18 protein-coding genes and 1 tRNA gene are annotated in these 17,770 nt (G+C 72.3%); 16 read left to right on the forward strand and 3 right to left on the reverse strand.

Going from position 1 to position 17,770, the window contains the following annotated elements; all coding sequences use genetic code 11:
• Positions 1–179 precede the first annotated feature (179 nt).
• The 13 genes from ABGB06_RS35890 (at position 180) to ABGB06_RS35950 (ending at position 12,862) form a co-directional block, all read left to right on the forward strand.
• Entirely contained in the window at positions 180–551 is a 372-nt protein-coding gene (locus ABGB06_RS35890) for an NADH-quinone oxidoreductase subunit A (protein ID WP_347598582.1), read from the forward strand.
• Complete coding sequence (locus ABGB06_RS35895; RefSeq protein ID WP_347598585.1) at positions 542–1,120, forward strand: NADH-quinone oxidoreductase subunit B family protein; 579 nt, start codon at positions 542–544, stop codon at positions 1,118–1,120. Before ABGB06_RS35890 ends, ABGB06_RS35895 begins: the two co-directional genes overlap by 10 nt.
• Positions 1,117–2,628 carry an NADH-quinone oxidoreductase subunit C gene (locus tag ABGB06_RS35900; RefSeq protein ID WP_347598588.1) on the forward strand — a complete coding sequence of 504 codons (1,512 nt, stop codon included), beginning with the start codon at positions 1,117–1,119 and terminating at the stop codon, positions 2,626–2,628. Before ABGB06_RS35895 ends, ABGB06_RS35900 begins: the two co-directional genes overlap by 4 nt.
• Positions 2,625–3,587, forward strand: coding sequence for a complex I subunit 1 family protein (locus ABGB06_RS35905; protein WP_347598643.1), 963 nt, complete (start codon positions 2,625–2,627; stop codon positions 3,585–3,587). Before ABGB06_RS35900 ends, ABGB06_RS35905 begins: the two co-directional genes overlap by 4 nt.
• Before the next feature lie 47 nt (positions 3,588–3,634).
• Positions 3,635–4,135 (forward strand): 4Fe-4S binding protein, encoded by a 501-nt coding sequence (locus ABGB06_RS35910; RefSeq protein WP_347598646.1) that lies wholly within the window; start codon positions 3,635–3,637, stop codon positions 4,133–4,135.
• On the forward strand, positions 4,135–4,683 hold the full coding sequence (locus ABGB06_RS35915) for an NADH-quinone oxidoreductase subunit J (RefSeq protein WP_347598649.1): 549 nt from the start codon (positions 4,135–4,137) through the stop codon (positions 4,681–4,683). The genes ABGB06_RS35910 and ABGB06_RS35915 overlap by 1 nt, the downstream gene beginning before the upstream one ends.
• Positions 4,683–5,105, forward strand: a complete 423-nt coding sequence (gene nuoK / locus ABGB06_RS35920; RefSeq protein ID WP_347598590.1) for an NADH-quinone oxidoreductase subunit NuoK — start codon at positions 4,683–4,685, stop codon at positions 5,103–5,105. The genes ABGB06_RS35915 and nuoK overlap by 1 nt, the downstream gene beginning before the upstream one ends.
• The gene (locus tag ABGB06_RS35925; protein ID WP_347598593.1) at positions 5,102–7,027 is read left to right on the forward strand and encodes an NADH-quinone oxidoreductase subunit L; all 1,926 of its coding nucleotides are present in this window, start codon (positions 5,102–5,104) and stop codon (positions 7,025–7,027) included. The genes nuoK and ABGB06_RS35925 overlap by 4 nt, the downstream gene beginning before the upstream one ends.
• 7 nt (positions 7,028–7,034) lie before the next feature.
• Positions 7,035–8,615, forward strand: a complete 1,581-nt coding sequence (locus ABGB06_RS35930) for an NADH-quinone oxidoreductase subunit M (RefSeq protein WP_347598596.1) — start codon at positions 7,035–7,037, stop codon at positions 8,613–8,615.
• Positions 8,612–10,462 carry an NADH-quinone oxidoreductase subunit N gene (locus ABGB06_RS35935; protein WP_347598599.1) on the forward strand — a complete coding sequence of 617 codons (1,851 nt, stop codon included), beginning with the start codon at positions 8,612–8,614 and terminating at the stop codon, positions 10,460–10,462. Before ABGB06_RS35930 ends, ABGB06_RS35935 begins: the two co-directional genes overlap by 4 nt.
• 206 nt (positions 10,463–10,668) lie before the next feature.
• On the forward strand, positions 10,669–11,529 hold the full coding sequence (gene htpX, locus ABGB06_RS35940) for a zinc metalloprotease HtpX (RefSeq protein ID WP_347598602.1): 861 nt from the start codon (positions 10,669–10,671) through the stop codon (positions 11,527–11,529).
• A gap of 4 nt (positions 11,530–11,533) precedes the next feature.
• Entirely contained in the window at positions 11,534–12,034 is a 501-nt protein-coding gene (locus tag ABGB06_RS35945) for a YccF domain-containing protein (RefSeq protein ID WP_347598605.1), read from the forward strand.
• 39 nt (positions 12,035–12,073) lie between these two features.
• Positions 12,074–12,862, forward strand: coding sequence for an aldo/keto reductase (locus tag ABGB06_RS35950; protein ID WP_347598608.1), 789 nt, complete (start codon positions 12,074–12,076; stop codon positions 12,860–12,862).
• A gap of 45 nt (positions 12,863–12,907) precedes the next feature.
• On the opposite strand, the gene ABGB06_RS35955 is transcribed toward ABGB06_RS35950, so the two are convergent.
• Positions 12,908–13,396 carry a YajQ family cyclic di-GMP-binding protein gene (locus ABGB06_RS35955; protein ID WP_347598611.1) on the reverse strand — a complete coding sequence of 163 codons (489 nt, stop codon included), beginning with the start codon at positions 13,394–13,396 and terminating at the stop codon, positions 12,908–12,910.
• A gap of 133 nt (positions 13,397–13,529) precedes the next feature.
• On the opposite strand from ABGB06_RS35955, the gene ABGB06_RS35960 reads away from it, so the two are divergent.
• A tRNA-Tyr gene (locus ABGB06_RS35960) sits at positions 13,530–13,611 on the forward strand.
• 172 nt (positions 13,612–13,783) lie between these two features.
• Here ABGB06_RS35960 and ABGB06_RS35965 read toward each other — a convergent pair.
• Both ABGB06_RS35965 and ABGB06_RS35970 read right to left on the reverse strand, forming a co-directional pair.
• Positions 13,784–15,157 (reverse strand): site-specific integrase, encoded by a 1,374-nt coding sequence (locus tag ABGB06_RS35965; protein WP_347598614.1) that lies wholly within the window; start codon positions 15,155–15,157, stop codon positions 13,784–13,786.
• 68 nt (positions 15,158–15,225) lie between these two features.
• On the reverse strand, positions 15,226–15,414 hold the full coding sequence (locus tag ABGB06_RS35970; protein ID WP_347598617.1) for a helix-turn-helix domain-containing protein: 189 nt from the start codon (positions 15,412–15,414) through the stop codon (positions 15,226–15,228).
• Positions 15,415–15,706: 292 nt separating this feature from the next.
• On the opposite strand from ABGB06_RS35970, the gene ABGB06_RS35975 reads away from it, so the two are divergent.
• Complete coding sequence (locus ABGB06_RS35975) at positions 15,707–16,072, forward strand: hypothetical protein (protein WP_347598620.1); 366 nt, start codon at positions 15,707–15,709, stop codon at positions 16,070–16,072.
• A complete protein-coding gene (locus tag ABGB06_RS35980; protein ID WP_347598623.1) occupies positions 16,069–17,499 on the forward strand; it encodes an ATP-binding protein in 1,431 nt (476 codons plus the stop codon). The genes ABGB06_RS35975 and ABGB06_RS35980 overlap by 4 nt, the downstream gene beginning before the upstream one ends.
• Positions 17,500–17,770: the final 271 nt, after the last annotated feature.

Consider the following 17,770-nt stretch of genomic DNA (forward strand, 5'->3'; position numbering starts at 1 on the left):
GGCCGCCGGCCGTCCGCCGCCGCGCCGGTCACCCCACCCGTCGCCCCGAACGCGTGGTCGGGGTTCGCGTGAGCGGGGGCCGCAACGCACTGGTCACAAGCGGCCCGGCACCCCCTAGACTCCCCTCCTGACAGTTCACCGGAGTCCCCCTACACGGATCATCCGCCGGAGGTCCGAACGTGCCCGACTACTTCCACGGCTACGCGGTCGTCGGTCTGGTCGCGGTCGTCGGCGTGCTCTTCGTCACGGTGGCGTTCACGGCGGGGCGGCTGCTGCGGCCCGCGGTGCCGAGCCGGGAGAAGCTGCTGACCTACGAGTGCGGCGTCGACCCGGTCGGTGAGGGCTGGGCCCACACCCAGGTGCGGTACTACGTGTACGCGTTCCTGTACGTGATCTTCGCCGTCGACTCGGTCTTCCTCTTCCCCTGGGCGACGATCTTCGCCGCCGACGGCTTCGGCGCGGTCACCCTCGTGGAGATGTTCGTCTTCCTCGGCTTCCTCAGCGCGGGGCTGCTGTACGCCTGGCGGAAGGGCGTCCTGACATGGACCTGAAGCCGACGGGGTCGCGGCTGGGGCCGCTGGCCCGGCTGGCCCCCGAGCCGATGAAGGTGATCCTCAACTGGGGTCGCCGCTACAGCCTCTGGGTCTTCAACTTCGGGCTCGCCTGCTGCGCGATCGAGTTCATCGCGGCGTCCATGGCACGGCACGACTTCATCAGGCTCGGCGTGATCCCGTTCGCACCCGGGCCCCGGCAGGCCGACCTGATGGTGGTCTCGGGGACGGTCACGGACAAGATGGCGCCGGCCGTGAAGCGGCTGTACGAGCAGATGCCGGAGCCGAAGTACGTGATCTCCTTCGGCGCCTGCTCCAACTGCGGCGGCCCGTACTGGGACTCGTACTCGGTCACCAAGGGCGTCGACCAGATCATCCCCGTCGACGTCTACGTGCCGGGCTGCCCGCCCCGCCCCGAGGCGCTGCTCCAGGGCATCCTCAAGCTCCAGCAGAAGATCGCGGAGGAGTCCACCGCCGGCCGGTACGCGCCGCCCGCGGGCGCCTCCCCGGCGGCGCTGACCAGCGGCCTGGTGGCCCCGGCGGCCACCCCCGAGGAGGGCGGCCGGTGACGGGGGTGGGCTGGCTGCCGCGCGACGCGGCGGATCTCTTCGGGGAGGGCGCGGAGGCCACGGAGTCGTACGGGCTGCTGACCGTCGACGTGCCCGTCTCCGACGACGCCGAGCGCTGGCCGCGAGCCCTGCTGGCCGCCCGGGACGAGCTCGGCTGCTCCTACTTCGACTGGCTCAGCGCGGTGGACGAGCCCGGCACGGGGTTCCAGGTCTGCGCCCACGTGGTGGCGCTCGGCGCCCCGCCGCGCACGCTGCTGCTGCGCACCACGCTCCCGCACGCGGGCGCCGCGGTGCCCACGGCGACCGGGGTGTACCCCGGGGCCGCCTGGCACGAGCGGGAGACGCACGAGATGTTCGGCATCGACTTCCCCGGCCATCCGGGGCTCACGCCGCTGCTGCTCCCGGACACCTTCGAGGGCCATCCGCTGCGGAAGGACTTCGTCCTGGCGGCCCGGGTGGTGAAGGCGTGGCCGGGCGCGAAGGAGCCGGGCGAGTCGGCGCACGGTGGCCCCAGGCGCCGCCAGATGCTGCCCCCGGGCGTCCCGGACCCCAACGAATGGGGCCCGCTCAAGGGCCAGCTCCCCGACGCCCCGGCCCGCCCGGCCCGCGCCCGAGGAGCCGCTGACCGAGGTGACCGCCCGACCCGCCGCACCCGCTCGGCGAGCGAGGGCTCGGCCAGCCAACGCGACTCGGCTGCGCCGGGCGAGACCCCGGACGAGCGCCCGACCCGCCGGGCCCGCTCGGCGAGCGAGGGTTCCGCGAGCCAGCGCGAGTCTGCTGCGCCGGGCGAGACCCCGGACGAGCGCCCGACCCGCCGGGCCCGCTCCGGCGGCGACGGCGCCGCCCCGGCCTCCGGCGAGTCGCCCGGCCGCGGCCGGCCCCCGGGGACCGCCGCCGGCCGCCGCGCCGCCGACACCCCCTGGCAACCCCCGGTCACACCCCCGCCGGGCGCGAAGGGCTCCGCCCCGGCGGAGGGCCGTCCCGGTTCCGCCGGTTCCGATGAGCCGCCGGGCGCGCCGGACGTTCACCCCGGCGACGCCGGACCCGTAACGCCCCCGCCGGGCGCGGCGGGCTCGGCGCCCGCGGAGGACCGTCCCGGTCCGGCTGGGTCGGCCGCGCGCAGCGAGGAGGCGACGCCGGACGATCGCCCCGGCGACGCCGCGAACGACGACGCGCACGGACCCGTAACGCCCCCACCCGGTGTGGAGGACTCCGCCCCGGCCGAGGACCGCCCGGGTCCCGCCGGGGCCCCGGGCCTCGACGAGCCGCCGGTGGCGCCCGGCGAACCCGGAACGTCGCCGGCCAGCGATGACGCGCGCGGCCCGGTCGCGCCCTCGACGGAGGACCGTCCCGGTCCTGCCGGGGCCGCCCCGCGCGGCGAGGGCGCCGGGCCGGGGCGGCAGCCCCGGGGTGGGCCCCGGGCCGGGCGTGAGGCCGACGACGAGACCGACACCGACGGCGGCTCGGACGCCGCCAACGGCGGCGAGAGCGGCGAGGGCGGGGGCTGATGGACGCGTTCGACGTGGCGGTGCGGCTGCTCGCCGTGCTGCTCGCCTTCCTGATCCTGCCCCTGCTCGTCGGGCAGATCGAGCACAAGGCGATGGCCCACATGCAGGGCCGGGTCGGCCCGATGCACGCCGGCGGCTTCCACGGCTGGGCCCAGCTCGTCGCCGACGGCGTGAAGTTCGTGCAGAAGGAGGACACCGTCCCGGCCGGCGCCGACCGGCGGGTCTTCCAGCTCGCGCCCGCCGTCGCCCTCATTCCGTACCTGATCGTGCTGATCGCCATCCCGCTCGGCCCCGACGAGCTGGTCGGCGAGAGCATCGACGCCGGGATCTTCTTCGTGCTCGCCGTGCTCGGCGTCGGCGTGCTCGGCTCGCTCATGGGCGGCTGGGCCTCGGCCAACAAGTACTCGCTGCTCGGCGGCCTGCGCACCGCCGCCCAGCTGATGGCGTACGAGCTGCCGCTGCTGCTGTCCGCCGCCTCCGTGGCCATGGCCGCCGGCACGCTCAGCCTCACCGGCATCCTGGACGGCTACGAGTGGTGGTGGGTGCCCTGGCAGCTCGTCGGCGGCTTCGTTTTCTTCACCGCCGGCATGGCCGAGCTGCAGCGCCCGCCGTTCGACGCCCCGATCGCGCCCGAGGAGATCATCTTCGGCGCGTTCACCGAGTACTCGGGCCTGCGCTTCGCGCTGTTCCTGCTGGCCGAGTACGCCGGCATCGTGGTGGTCTCGGCGCTCACCGCCGTGCTGTTCCTCGGCGGCTGGCACGGCCCCTACTCCGACCAGCTCGGCTGGCTGTGGATGTTGCTGAAGACCGGCCTGCTCTGCTTCCTGGTGATCTGGGCGCGGGTGGCCTGGCCACGGTTGCGCGCCGACCAGATCCAGCGGTTCGCCTGGACCGTGCTCGTCCCGCTGGCCCTGGCGCAGATCGCGCTCACGGGCGTGATCAAGGTGGTGATCTCGTGAGTTTCGGCACCGGGCTGGCCAAGGGGCTCGCGGTCACGTTGCGCACCATGACCCGGCGCGCGGTCACCCAGCAGTACCCGGAGACGCAGCCCGCGCTGCCGCCGCGCAGCCGCGGCGTGATCGGGCTGTTCGAGGAGAACTGCACGGTCTGCATGCTCTGCGCCCGCGAGTGCCCCGACTGGTGCATCTACATCGACTCGCACAAGGAGACCGTGCCGCCCGCCACCCCCGGCGGGCGGGAGCGCAGCCGGAACGTGCTCGACCGGTTCGCCATCGACTTCGCGCTCTGCATGTACTGCGGCATCTGCATCGAGGCCTGCCCGTTCGACGCGCTGTTCTGGTCGCCCGAGTTCGAGTACGCGGAGACCGACATCCGGGAGTTGACCCACGAACGGGACCGGCTCCGCGAGTGGATGTGGACCGTGCCGGAGCCGCCGCCGCTCGACCTCGCCGCCGAGGAGCCCAAGGAGGTCGCCGCCGCGCAGAAGGCCGCGGAGCGGCTGGCCGCCGAACAGGCCGCCGAGCGCCCGGGGGAGGAGCCGTCGTGATCCTCGCCGCCGACGAGACCCACGGCTTCCTGTCGCCCTCGGGCCAGGAGATCGTCTTCGTGCTGGTCGGCGTGGTTGTGCTGGGCGCCGCCGTGCTCTGCGTCACCAGCCGGCAGCTGGTGCACGCGGCGCTCTACCTGGTGGTCGCGCTGGGCGGGCTCGCTGTCCAGTACCTGCTGCTCACCGCCGAGTTCGTGGCCTGGGTGCAGGTGCTGATCTACCTCGGCTCGGTCGTGGTGCTGCTGCTCTTCGGCCTGATGCTGACGAAGGCGCCCATCGGCCCCTCGCCGGACGCCGACTCGGCCAACCGCCCGGTGGCGTTCGGCGTCGCCCTGGCCGCCGCCGCGACGTTGGTCACCCTGGTCGTGGACGCGTTCCGCGGGCAGTGGATCGACCTGGACACCCCGCACGGCGCGTCGGGGCCGGTGGGGGAGAGCCTGTTCCGCACCTGGGTGCTGCCGTTCGAGGCGCTGTCCGTGCTGCTGCTGGCCGCGCTGGTCGGCGCGATCGTCGTGTCGCGCGCCCGGGACGATCGGGGGGATGGCTGATGCACCTCGTCTACCCGGCCGTGCTGGCCGCGCTGCTGTTCTGCACCGGCCTGTACGGGGTGTTGGCCCGGCGCAACACCATCCTGGTGCTGATGTCGGTGGAGTTGATGCTCGCCGCCGTCAGCCTCAACCTCGTGGCGTTCGACGTCTGGCTGCGCGACACCCTGCACTCCGGGCAGGTCTTCACCCTCTTCCTCATCGCCCTGTCCGCCGCCGAGATCGGCATCGGCCTGGCGCTGGTGCTGCTGCTGTACCGCAACAGCGGCGTCTCCGCCGTCGACCGGATGCGCGCCCTGGACGGCGACTCCGACCCCACGGCACCCGCTGAGCCGACCGCCGCCCCCACCGCGTCCGCCGCCCCCACCGCGTCCGCCGTCCCCACCGACCCGGAACCCGCCCGCCGGGAGAACACCACCACGTGAACACCTCCACCGCCGCCGCCCTCGTCCCGCTGCTGCCGTTCCTCGCCGCCGCGGCGATCCTGCTGACCGGCCGCCGCGCCCCAGGATTCGTCCGCCCGCTGGCCGTGCTGCCCACCCTCGGCGCCGCCGGACTCGCCGTCCTCGTCGCCGTCCGGCAGGGCGGCGAGGAGCCGATCCGCGCCGCCACCACACTCGCCGACCCCGGTGACGCCCAGTTCACCATCAGCCTCGCCCTCCACCTCGACGGCTTCGCGGTGCTGGTCGCCGTCCTGGTGGCCGTCGTCGCCTCCTGCGTGCAGCTCTACTCCACCGGCTACATGCGCGGCGACGCGCGCTACCCCTCCTACGCGGCGCTGATCTCCCTCTTCACGGCGGCGATGCTGCTGGTCGTCTACGCCGACGACCTGATCGTGCTGCTGGTCGGCTGGGAGGTGATGGGCATCTGCTCCTACTTCCTGGTCGGCCACTACTGGGAGACCTCCGCCGCCCGCGCCGCCTCCCTCAAGGCGTTCCTGGTCACCAAGCTGGGCGACGTGCCGTTCCTGATCGGCATCCTGGTGCTGGCCGCAGACGCGGGCACGTTCCGCATCTCCACGATCGTCACCCGGCTGACCTCCTCGCTGTCCTCCTTCGAACTGGAGCAGCCGACGCTGGTCGCGCTGCTGTTGCTGGGCGGCGTGGCCGGCAAGTCGGCGCAGGTGCCGCTGCACACCTGGCTGCCGGACGCGATGGCCGGCCCCACCCCGGTCTCCGCGCTGATCCACGCCGCGACCATGGTCGCCGCCGGCGTGTACCTGGTCGCCCGGCTGTTGCCCGTCTTCGTGGCCTCCACGGCCGCGCTGGTGGTGCTCGCCGTCATGGCCGCGGTCACCATGCTCGGTTCGGCGCTCGCCGCCCTCGCCCAGGACGACGTCAAACGGGTGCTCGCGTACTCGACCATCGGCCAGCTCGGCTTCATGAGCGGCGCGCTGGCCGTCGCCGACCGCGAGGCCGCCGTCTTCCACCTGCTCACCCACGGCGCGTTCAAGGCGCTGCTGTTCCTCGGCGCCGGGGTGCTGATCCACACCGCGGGCACCGGCTCGCTGGCCGCGATGGCCCGGCTGCGCGGGCTGAAGGAGAAGGCGCCCGACGCATTCTGGACGATGACCATCGGCCTGCTGGCGCTCGCCGCGATCCCGCCGTTCTCCGGCTTCTTCTCGAAGGAGGCGGTGATCGGCGCGGCCGAGCACGCCGCCCTCGAGGAGGCCGGCCACGGCGCCGAGGCCGCCGTGGCGCCGGTCGCGGCCGGCTGGATCGTGCTGGTCGCCGGCCTCGTCACCGCCCTGCTCACCGCCGCCTACGCCGCCCGGCTGTGGCTGGTCGCGTTCCACGACCCGGTCGGCGCCCGTACCGACCCGGTGCCCACCGGGGAGGGCGCCAGCCCGGTGATGATCGCGATGCTGTGGCTGCTGGCGCTGCCCTCGCTGCTGCTCGGCCTGGCGTACGGGGTGCTGCCCGACTGGTTCGACGGCGGCTCGCTGGCGCCGACGCTGACCACCTCGGTGCTGGCCACCGGCGTCGCCCTGGTCGGCGGCATCGCCGCGTACGCCGCCTGGCGCCGCGCCTACGAGAGCGACCGGCTGATAGATCCGGGCCCGGCGCTGCTGGGCCCGCTGCACCGGCACGCCGTCGTCGGCTTCCACCTCGACGCCCTCTACGCGGCCGCGTTCGTCCGGCCCGTGCGGGCCGCCGCCCGGCTGGTGCGCTTCCTCGACCGGGCCGTCATCGACGCGTACGTGCGCGCCTCGGCCGCCGCGCCCGGCTGGCTCGGCGCCGTCACCCGCCGCGCCCAGACCGGCAACGTGCAGAGCTATCTGAGCGTGCTCGTCACCGGCTCGCTGGTGCTGGCCCTCGCCGCCGTCCTCGTCGCAGCCGGAGGGTGACCCCGCGATGATCACGCTGAACGACACCACGCTCCAGCTGCTGCTCGTCGCCGTCGTCGTGCTGCCGCTGCTCGGCTCCGGCGCCGCGCTGCTGCCCCCGCCGCCCGGCCTCGGGGCGGGCGGCGACCGCGACCGGGCCGTGCTGCGGCACGGCGTCACCGTCACCGGCGCCGTCCTCGTCGCCACCCTGGTGCTGGCCGCCGCCTTCGACTACGACCGGCCGGGCGCCATCCAGGCGGAGAGCGACGTCAGCTGGATCCCGGCGCTGGACATCCGGCTGCACCTCGGCGTGGACGGCATCTCGCTGCCGCTGCTGGTGCTCACCGCGCTGCTGACGTTCCTCTGCGCGCTCTACAGCTACGTCCGCCCGCCCGAGGGGGACGCGCGGGCGTTCGTCGCGTTCCTGCTGCTGCTGGAGTGCGGCACGCTCGCCACCTTCGCCGTGCTCGACCTGATGCTCTTCTTCCTGGCCTTCGAGACGGTGCTCGTCCCGATGTACTTCCTGATCGCCCGCTTCGGCGGCGCGGGGCGCGGCCCGGCGGCCTGGAAGTTCGTGCTGTACACGGTGCTCGGCTCGGTCGTCATGCTGCTCGGCCTGCTGCTGGTCGGGCTCGGCGCCGGCACGTTCGACATGGTGGAGCTGGCCGAGGCGCACGGCGCCGGGCTCGGGCACACCACGCAGCTGCTCGCGGTGCTCGCCATCGGCATCGGCCTCGCGGTGAAGACCCCGATGTGGCCGCTGCACAGCTGGCTGCCGGACGCCCACACCGCCGCCCCGACCGTGGGCTCGGTGCTGCTGGCCGGGGTGCTGCTGAAGATGGGCACCTACGGGCTGGTGCGCATCGCGCTGCCGATGACGCCCGACGGCATGGAGACCCTCGCCCCGTACCTCGGCGCGTTCGCCGTGACCGGCATCGTCTACGGGTCGCTGGCCTGCCTGGCGCTGGTCAGGGAGGGCGCGGGCGGCGACCTCAAGCGGCTCATCGCCTACTCCTCGGTCGGCCACATGGGCTTCGTGCTGCTGGGCATCGCCACCCTGACCCCGACCGGCGTCAACGGCGCGCTGTTCGCCAACATCGCCCACGGGCTCATCACCGGCCTGCTGTTCTTCCTGGTCGGCGCCCTGAAGGAGCGCACCGGGTCCACCGACCTGGACGGCCTCGCCGGGGCCGCCGGCGGCGCCGGGCTGTACGGCAGGACGCCGCGGTTCGGCGGCCTGATCGCGTTCGCCGCGGTGGCCTCGCTCGGGCTGCCCGGGCTGGCCGGCTTCTGGGGCGAGCTGCTGGCCCTGCTCGGCGCCTACCAGCCGGCGGACGGGCTCAGCCGGCCCGCGTACCTCGTCTTCCTGGTCGTGGCCGCGTTCGGCACCCTGCTGACCGCCGGGTACCTGCTGCTGGTCGTCCGCCGCGTGTGCATGGGCGACGTCCCGTCCGAGCCACCGCCGCACCTGCCGGACCTGCGGGTGTACGAGTACGCGGCGTTCGGCCCGCTGGTCGCGCTCACCGTGCTGGCCGGGCTGTGGCCGGCGGTGCTGCTCGACCTGACAGATCCCGCCGTGCAGAGCCTCCTGCCGGGAGTCGCCAGATGAATCTGACCGTGGGCGCCGGGGGTGCCGCCGGCGCGACCGGCATCCAGAGCGTGGACTGGGCGGTCATCGCGCCGCCGACCATCGCCGCCGCGGCCGCCGCCGCGGTGATGCTGGTCGACCTCTTCCTACCACCCGCGCGCCGCCGGCTGCTCGGCTGGCTGGCGCTGGCCGGCCTGGCGCTGGCCGCGCTGTCGCTGCTGCCGTTGCGGGACGGCGACCGGGCCACGTTCTGCCTGGCCGGCGGCGACTGCTCGTACGCCGCGGACCGCTTCGCCGTCATCGTCCAACTGCTGGTGCTCGGCGGCGCCTTCCTGGCCGCCCTGCTGTCCTTCCCCGAGGTGCACGAGGGCGACGACGAGGAGACCGGCGGTTCGCTGCCGGCGGGCGAGTTCTGGTTCCTGCTGCTGTCCTCGGCCTCCGGCGCGGCGCTGCTGCCCGCCGCCCGCGACCTGGCCACCCTGGTCATCGCCCTGGAGGTGGCCACGCTCCCGGCGTACGCCCTGGTCGCGTTGCGCCGCGAGGGGCGTGCGGGTCCGGAGGCCGCGGTGAAGTTCTTCCTCACCTCGGTCACCGCCACCGCCGTCGGGCTGCTCGGCATCAGCTTCGTCTACGCCGGCGCCGGCACCCTCCACCTCGAAGGCATCGCCGCCGCCCTGCCGGACGCCGATCCGCGACTGGCGACGCTGATCGAGGCCGGGGTGGCGCTGACGCTGGTCGGCTTCGCGTTCAAGGTCGCCGCCGTGCCGTTCCACTTCTGGGTGCCCGAGACCTACCTGGGCGCGCCGCTGCCGGTCGCCGGCTACCTCTCGGTCGTCGGCAAGACCGCGGGGCTGGCCGGGCTGATCCTGGTGACCGTCGTCGCCTTCCGCGACTACACCGAGCTGTGGGGCCCGGTCGTGGCCGTGCTCGCCGGCCTCACCATGACCGCCGGCAACGTCGCCGCGCTGCGCACCGTGCCGGACGCGCCGCACAGCGCGATCCGGCTGCTGGCCTGGTCCTCCATCGGCCAGGCCGGCTACCTGCTGGTACCGCTCGCCGCCGCGGCCTACGCCGACGAGGGCGACGCCGAGGCGGTCTCCGCCGCGATCGGCACCACCGTCGCGTACGCCCTGATGTACGGCGCGGTCAACCTCGGCGCCTTCGCCGTCGCGGCGCACGTGGACCGGGCGCGCGCCGGCCACCGGATCGCGGACTACCGGGGGCTGTACGCCCGGCAGCCGCTGGCCGCGCTGGCCATGGGCTTCTTCCTGCTCTGCCTGGCCGGGCTGCCGCCCGGCGTGATCGGCCTGTTCGCCAAGGTCGCGGTCTTCTCCACGGCGGTGGACGCCGGCCTCGGCGTGCTCGCGGTGGTGATGGCGGCCAACGTCGCGATCGCCCTCTACTACTACCTGCGCTGGACCGCGACCCTCTTCCGCCCGGCGGCCGACCCCACACCGGCCCAGGCCGGAGCGGCTGCCCACGCCACGACCCCGGCGGGCGACTCCGGCGACCCGGTGCCCGCAGGCGCCGAGACTCCTGGCCCGGCGGCTGCCCACGCCACGACCCCGGCGGGCGACTCCGGCGGCGCGGTGCCCGCAGGCGCCGAGACCCCTGGCCCGGCGGCTGCCAGCGCCACGACCCCCGCCGGCGACTCCGGCGACCCGGTGCCCGCAGGCGCGGTGACAGCCGGCGCGCCGGAGACGGTCGCGCTCCCGGCCGGCGCGCCGGAGGCGGTCGCGCCGGAGGCGGTCGCGCGGCCGTTGACGCTGCCCCTGGCCGGCGCCATCGCCCTGGCCGCGGGCGCCGGCATCGTGCTCTCCGGAGCCCCGCAGCTCATCCTCACCTTCGCCTCCGGCACCTTCCTCTGACCCTTCTCCGGGCCTTCCCCGCCCCCCGTTGCCGCGCGCTCTGACCGGTTCCCCGGCCGGAGGCCGGACGCACTGGGCGGCGCCGCCGGGGGAACGGATTTCCGCCGTATGGCGTTGTGCACTTCGGGAGTGTCCACTGTTGGTGGAGAAACTCCGACATCCGGAACGCCCGGACTCCCCCACGCCGCGCAATCTGGAGGGCCACCGTGCACCGCCGGCACAACGGACTGCGAACCGCCGCCCTGCTCGGCGGCATGTCCGCGTTGATCCTGCTCATCGGCAGCTTCTTCGGCCGCGCCGGGCTGATCGTCGCCCTGGTCATCGCCCTCGCCACCAACGGCTACGCGTACTGGAACAGCGACCGTCTCGCGCTCCGCGCCATGCGGGCCCGGCCGGTCAGCGAGTTCGAGGCGCCCGAGCTGTACCGCATGGTGCGCGAGCTCGCCGGCCTGGCCAGGCAGCCCATGCCCCGTCTCTACATCTCGCCGACCGAGGCGCCGAACGCGTTCGCCACCGGCCGGAACCCGCGCAACGCCGCGGTCTGCTGCACCCAGGGCATCCTCACCCTGCTCGAACCGCGCGAGCTCCGCGGCGTCATCGGCCACGAGCTCAGCCACGTCTACAACCGGGACATCCTGATCTCGTCGGTCGCCGGCGCCATGGCCTCGGTGATCATGTTCCTGGTGAACTTCGCCTGGTTCCTGCCCATCGGCCGCGACGACGACGAGGGGCCCGGCATCGTGGGCATGCTGCTCGTGATGCTCCTCGGCCCGATCGCCGCCTCGCTGATCCAGCTCGCGGTCAGCCGTTCCCGCGAGTACCAGGCGGACGCCTCCGGCGCCCAGCTCACCGGCGATCCGCTGGCCCTGGCCAGCGCGCTGCGCAAGCTGGAGGCCGGCACCCAGCGACGGCCGTTGCGTCCGGAACCCCAGCTGGAGACCGCCAGTCATATGATGATCGCCAATCCGTTCCGCCGAGGCGAAGGGCTGGCCCGCATGTTCTCCACACACCCGCCCATGACCGAACGCATCGCGCGCCTTGAGCGCATGGCCGGCGGACCCAGGTAACGCCATGGCGTACTCGGGGACTGCGAACACCGCGGGACGGACCGAGGAGCCGGACCGCCCGGTGCTCCGCGCACTGCTGAACGTGCTGTGGCTGATCTTCTCCGGCCTGTGGATGGCCCTGGTCTACGCGCTGGCCGGGGTGATCTGCTGCCTTCTGGTGGTCACCCTGCCCTGGGGCCTGGCCGCGTTCCGGATGGCCGGATACGTGCTGTGGCCGTTCGGCCGCGCCCCGGTCCCCGGACCCGAGCCCGGCCCGTGGTACGACCCGCGGAACCTGCTGTGGCTGCTGGTCGGCGGGATCTGGGTGCTGGCGCTGCACCTGCTGCTCGGCCTGTTCTTCGCGGTCACGCTGGTGGCCTGGCTGGCCGCGGTCCAGCACCTGAAGATGATCCCGATCGCGGTCAACCCCCGGCACTGGACCATCGAGTCCGACCTGCCGGGCGCCGCCCCGGCCGAGCCCGCCGCGGCGGCCCCGCGGCCACCCGTCCAGGGCTTCCGTCACTGACCCTCCCGGGTATCGTCGCCGTGTCCCTGGCGACGGCCTGTGGAGGAAGAACGTGCGCTGTCGCGAACTGGGCCGCGGCGGCCTGTCCGTGTCGGAGATCGGCCACGGCGCGCGAAGAACGGCCGGTGGCCCGCGCCCGACGGCCTGGACCCCGCCGAGACGTTCCCGGGCGAGCACATCCGCGCCAGCCTGGAGACCAGCCTGCGCACCAGCGGCCTCGACCACTTCGACGTGCTGCAGTTCCACGTCTGGAGCGACGAGTGGGTCGGCCGCGGCGACTGGCTGGAGACGATCGCCGCGCTGAAGCGCGAGGGCACGATCCGCCTCTTCGGCGTCTCCGTCAACGACCACCAGCCCGACGACGCCCTCGCCCTCGTCCGCAGCGGCGTCGTCGACACCGTGCAGGTCATCTACCACGTCTTCGACCAGTCGCCAGCCACCGCCCTGCTGCCGGCCTGCGCGGAACACGGCGTCGGCGTCATCGTCCGGGTCGCCCTGGACGAGGGCGGCCGCACCGGCCGGATCACCGCCGACAGCACGTTCCCCGAGGCCGACTTCCGCCGCGACTACTTCCGCGACGACCGCCCCGCCGAGGTGGCACGGCGGGTGGCCGCGATCGTCGCCGACCTCGGCATCGCACCCGACGAGATCGCCGCCCACGCGCTGCGGTCCGTGCTCAGCGCGCCCGAGGTCTCCACCGTCATCCCCGGCATGCGCACCGTGCGCAACGTCGAACGCAACGCGGCCCCGAGCGACGGGCGCCCGCTCACCCCCGACCAACTCGCCGTGCTGGCCAGGCACCAGTGGCAGCGCGACTTCCACACCTGATGTCCCCCCGGGGGCCCTCGTCGCGCCCCCGGGGCCTCCGGTCCGTCAGCGGTAGTTGACGAACTGCAGGGCGAAGTCGAAGTCCCGCTCCTTCACCAGCCGCTGCACCTCCTGCAGCGCGTCCCGGCTCTTGGAGCTCACCCGCAGCTCGTCCCCCTGCACCTGCGCCTTGACGCCCTTCGGCCCCTCGTCCCTGATCAGCTTCGCGACCTTCTTCGCGTCATCGCTCGAGATCCCCTCCTTGATCGTCGAGTACAGCCGGAACTCCTTCCCCGACGGCTGCGGTTCCCCGGACTCCAACGCCTTCAGCGAGATGCCGCGCTTGACCAGCTTGGACTGGAAGATGTCCAACACCGCCGTGGCCCGCTCCTCGGCGTTCGCCCGGATCTCGATCCGCTCACCCGACCAGGCGATCGCGGCACCCACGCCACGGAAGTCGTAGCGCTGGGAGATCTCCTTCGACGCCTGGTTGAGCGCGTTGTCGACCTCCTGCCGGTCAACCTTGGACACGATGTCGAAACTCGAGTCAGCCATGTGTACGGGACTCCTCACAGATCGCTCGTCCGCTACCTCGCCGCACAGCCTATGACTCACCCCACCGTTCCCCACCCCCATTACCCGGTGGCGGAGCACCCCTCCCGATCGGGTATCGTTGACGTCGTCACAAGGCGGTGTGCCCGAGTGGCCAAAGGGAGCAGACTGTAAATCTGCCGGCTCAGCCTTCCTAGGTTCGAATCCTAGCGCCGCCACCCTGCACCAAACGGCCCCTGACCTGCGGAAACGCGGAGCAGGGGCTTCGTCATTCCCCTCGAACACTCCGCGCCCAATATGGGCTCTATGTCCGCTTATGTCTCGCCGCGAATCACCTCCTGACCAGCGTCTGCGGCCTATTTGTGGACAGAAACAAGGCCTCTACGGGCCTCACCCGCGCTGCCGAAGCCGCGCGGAGATCCTGGCGTTCGCCGCCTCGTCGCTGTCGTTGATGAACTTGGCGTACACCCGGAACAACACGGCCACGCTGTGCCCGGCCCGCTTGGCGACCGTCTGTGGATCGACCCCGGACGCCAGCCACACCGACACAGCGGTGTGCCGCAGGTCGTACGGCCGCTTCGCCAACGAGGTGTGCAGGAGCTCCGGCGGCAAAACCTTCGCCCGCGCCCGAGCCCACACCTCCCCGTAGCCACTCTCCTGGACCAGCCCACCTCTTATCGTGCGGAAGAGCCGACCGTCCGGCGCGTAGCCGTAGGCGTCGATGTGCCACCGGAGCAGCGCCACCAGCTCGGGCGGCACAGGCACCAGACGCACGGCCTTACGCGACCGCTTCTTCAACCCACGCCGATCGTGCGCCTCACCGCTGTCCGTCCACGCCGACCCGGAACGCGCCCGGGTTTCCTGGAGAGCAATCAGGCCCCACCCACGCCGAGGCAGGCTCCGGCAACCCTGGCGCCCCAAGGGGATCACCTCACTTGGCCGCGCGGCGGCGTACAACATGCACCCGAAGAAGGCGACCAACCGCCTCCCACGCGGCCCTTGAGCACCCACCGCGTCCAGCAGTTGCGCGGCAAGATCGGGACTCGGCACGGAGGCCGGATCCACCTCCTCCTCAACCGGCTCCGGGAGCGTCCAGCTCACCCGCTGCAGCGGGTTGTCAGTCAGCAGATCCGCGTCGACTGCGAAGACCAGCGCGTTGTGGAAGATGGCCCGCTTCCGGCGGATGGACGAGGCTGCGGCTGTCTCACTGTTCAGCTTCCTAGTGAGCCCGTCGAGCGCCCGCCGCACGACCATCCGGTCGGCCAGAGCCGAGGTGGGAAGCGACTTGCGCTCAAACCACCTGAGCACCGCCGCCACGTCCGCTGGCGTCTCCTCCTCCCATCTCCTCTTGTTGAAGGCCCACCCGTACAGGGCGGTGCGCACCGCCTGCGGGTCGGCCATCCCCTTGGTGTCCTGCACGAGCACGGGCGTCACGGTGGCCATCGCCTCCGCCAGCGTCCTCCGCGTCCCCGCAGAGGACCGGTCCCACTTCATCTCGATGTAGTTCCGCGCGTGCTGATACCAGCTCACATCCCGCAGCCGCCGGAGCTCGGACAGGGGAAGCCCGGTCGCCTCGTCGAACGCCTCTCCGCGCTGGAGGGCGACCAGCAGCTCGGCTCGCCGGTTGTCGGCGAGCGTCTTGGTACGGAACGTCTCTGAGTGGGGAGGTACATTCCCGGTCCTCCACCGCAGCTCAGCGGACTTCTGTCTCACGCCGGCTCTCTGCCGGACAGCCCAGATCTTGACGTCGAACGTGTGCCCCAAAGTAGGCGCCTTTCCTTTCTGAGACGACGCTCCGCGCGGCCGAGCGCCATCGGCGGGTGAAGGAGGAGTCAGACAGTGGTCTCGGCCAGGCCCTCGATCCAGGCGTCGAGGTCACTGCGCCGGACGCGGAGGTGCCCGTTGGGCAGCCTGTGGAGGCGGGGTCCTTGCCCCCGAGACCGCATGCGGTAGAAGGCGGCCCGGCTCATGTCGAGCGTGGTGAGTACTTCCGACAGCTTCAGCATGCTGGCGTGTTCCATGGTCATTTCCCCTTCGCGGACAATGTCAGTGCGCAGATCTCCGTAGACGATTCCTTGATCATCTACTCCTGTTTATGAGTGTATGTCCGCAATTGAGGGGTTGCTCGTGTGCGCGTGCCGTGATCGACACTGAGTCGCGAACTTCATCCTCTTGGGTGATTCACGCCTGTGTACGTCCGAACAGGCTGCGGCGGTCGGTGAGGAACGGCCGGCCGACTCCGACCTGGTTCGGGATGTCGAGCTGGGTCTAAGCTGCCGTTCGCATGGGCGCCGGGAGGGGGTTCGAGTGCGGGTGACCTTGACCGTTGAGGGGGACACGGCGGAGGAGGAGCTCCGATCGCTTCACACATGGCTGCTGGCTGACCCCGAGGCGCGGCGCGGCGCGCAGGTGGAGTTGCGTGCTTCGGCACCGTCACGACCCGACAGCATGGGCGGGGCTCTGGACGTCATTTCCCTCGTCCTTGGCTCAGGGTTCAGCGCGGCGTCGCTGGCCGTGACCCTTGCCCAGTGGCGCGGTACGCGTCGGCACGAGGGGACCACGGTGATCGTCGAGCGGGCAGACGGCCTGAAGGTGACCGTGAGCGGGACATCCACGGAGGAAGCACAGCGGACCCTGAGGGCGCTCGGCGTCCTGCCCGATAACCGTTCCGAGCCGTGAGCGGGCTACCCGACCGGGAGCGTTCGCGGGTGGTGTTGGTCGGTGCCAGCCGATTCACCGAGTTGACCGACCTTCCGGCGGTCGCGGCCAATGTCGCGGTGCTGCGTGAGCTCTTCACCGCTGAAGGGATGTGGGAGCTGCCCGAGGACCACTGCGTGGTCGTGCGCGAACCGCATGCGGCACCGGCGGTCTCGCACGCGATCAGACTCGCCGCGCGCGACGCGTCGGACACACTGGTCTTCTACTACGCGGGTCACGGGTTGATCGACCCGGGCACCGGTGAGTTGTACCTGGCCGTGCGGGACAGCCATCCGCAGGAGGTGTACGACACGGCAGTGCCGTACGAGTGGGTCCGGCGGGCTTTGCTGACCAGCCCCGCCGCACGGCGCATCGTGGTGCTGGACTGCTGCTACAGCGGCCGGATGCTCGGCTCGATGTCCGAAGGGCTGGGGTTGGCGGAGATCGACGGGACGTATCTGCTGGCCGCGACCGCGGAGAACGCCGTGGCGCTGGCGCCACCAGGAGAGAGGCACACGGCCTTCACCGGAGAACTGATCGAGGTGCTGCGCGGCGGGGTGCCCGGTGCGGGGGAGACGCTGACGCTCAACGAGGTCTTCGGTGCGGTGGGCTCCGCCCTACAGGCCGCGAACCGGCCACAGCCGCAGTGCCGAGACCGCAACGCCCTGGGCACCGTGCCCTTCACCCCCAACCACGCGTACCTGCCACCCGCCGAGCCAGTCAGGACATCGGTGGACCCGACCCTGAGACGGTTCCTCGCGGACATGGCGCACGAACTACGCACCCCGCTGACGGCGATCACTGCCGTGACCGACGTGCTGGCGGAGGAAGCCGAACGGCTGGACCCGCAGTTCCGGCCCTCGGTCCGCCTCGTGTCCAACGAAGCACACCGACTGAACGAGATCGTCGAAGGGCTCATGGACCTGGCGAGGATCGACGCCGGCCTCGCCACCGTGGCACCGGAGGAGGTGGAGATCACCGCCCGGGTCGGCGCCCTGATCCGTGCCCAGGAGCCGAGGGACACGGTCACGCTCCGGGCCCCGCACCTCATCCAGGCGTATCTGGACCCCCGACGCCTTGACCTTGTTGTGGCGCACCTCGTCACCAACGCTCTGAAACACGGAGCGCCACCGGTGACCGTCACGGTGGCTCCTCGCCCCGACGAGGACTTCGAGATCACGGTGGCGGACAGCGGCAGGGGCATTCCGGAGGACGCTCTGCCCCTGATCTTCCAACGCTTCTTCAGGGCCGAGAGCCCGCGGCCTCGTTCCCAAGGCAGCGGGCTGGGACTGTCCATCGCTCAGGAGAACGCCCATCTCATGGGCGGATCGATTCGCGCGGCCAACCGGCAAACGGGCAGCGAGTTCACCGTGCGGTTGCCATGTCGCGCAGCCACGCATCACCCGTGAGGCGCGCTCCCGGCGCCAAGTTCCCCTGGCGCCGGGACCATTGTCGTTGAATGACCCGCCGCGCTACGTGGTTCGCCGAGCGAACTCATCACTCACGGCCTCGTGCACCCGTTTGGCTCGCTCCCAGCGTCGTCCGATGGCCTTAGTAGCTGTTGTCGTTCCGATCGTGAGGGTTGTGCGTCGAACGAGAGTCTCGATCGGGTGGTCGCAGCTGGCGGCGGGCATGAAGACAGGGCCTCTTGGTAGCTCGGGGTTGCGAAGCCAACCGAGA

Source organism: Streptomyces sp. B6B3 (assembly GCF_039871525.1).
Taxonomy (GTDB): Bacteria; Actinomycetota; Actinomycetes; order Streptomycetales; family Streptomycetaceae; genus Streptomyces.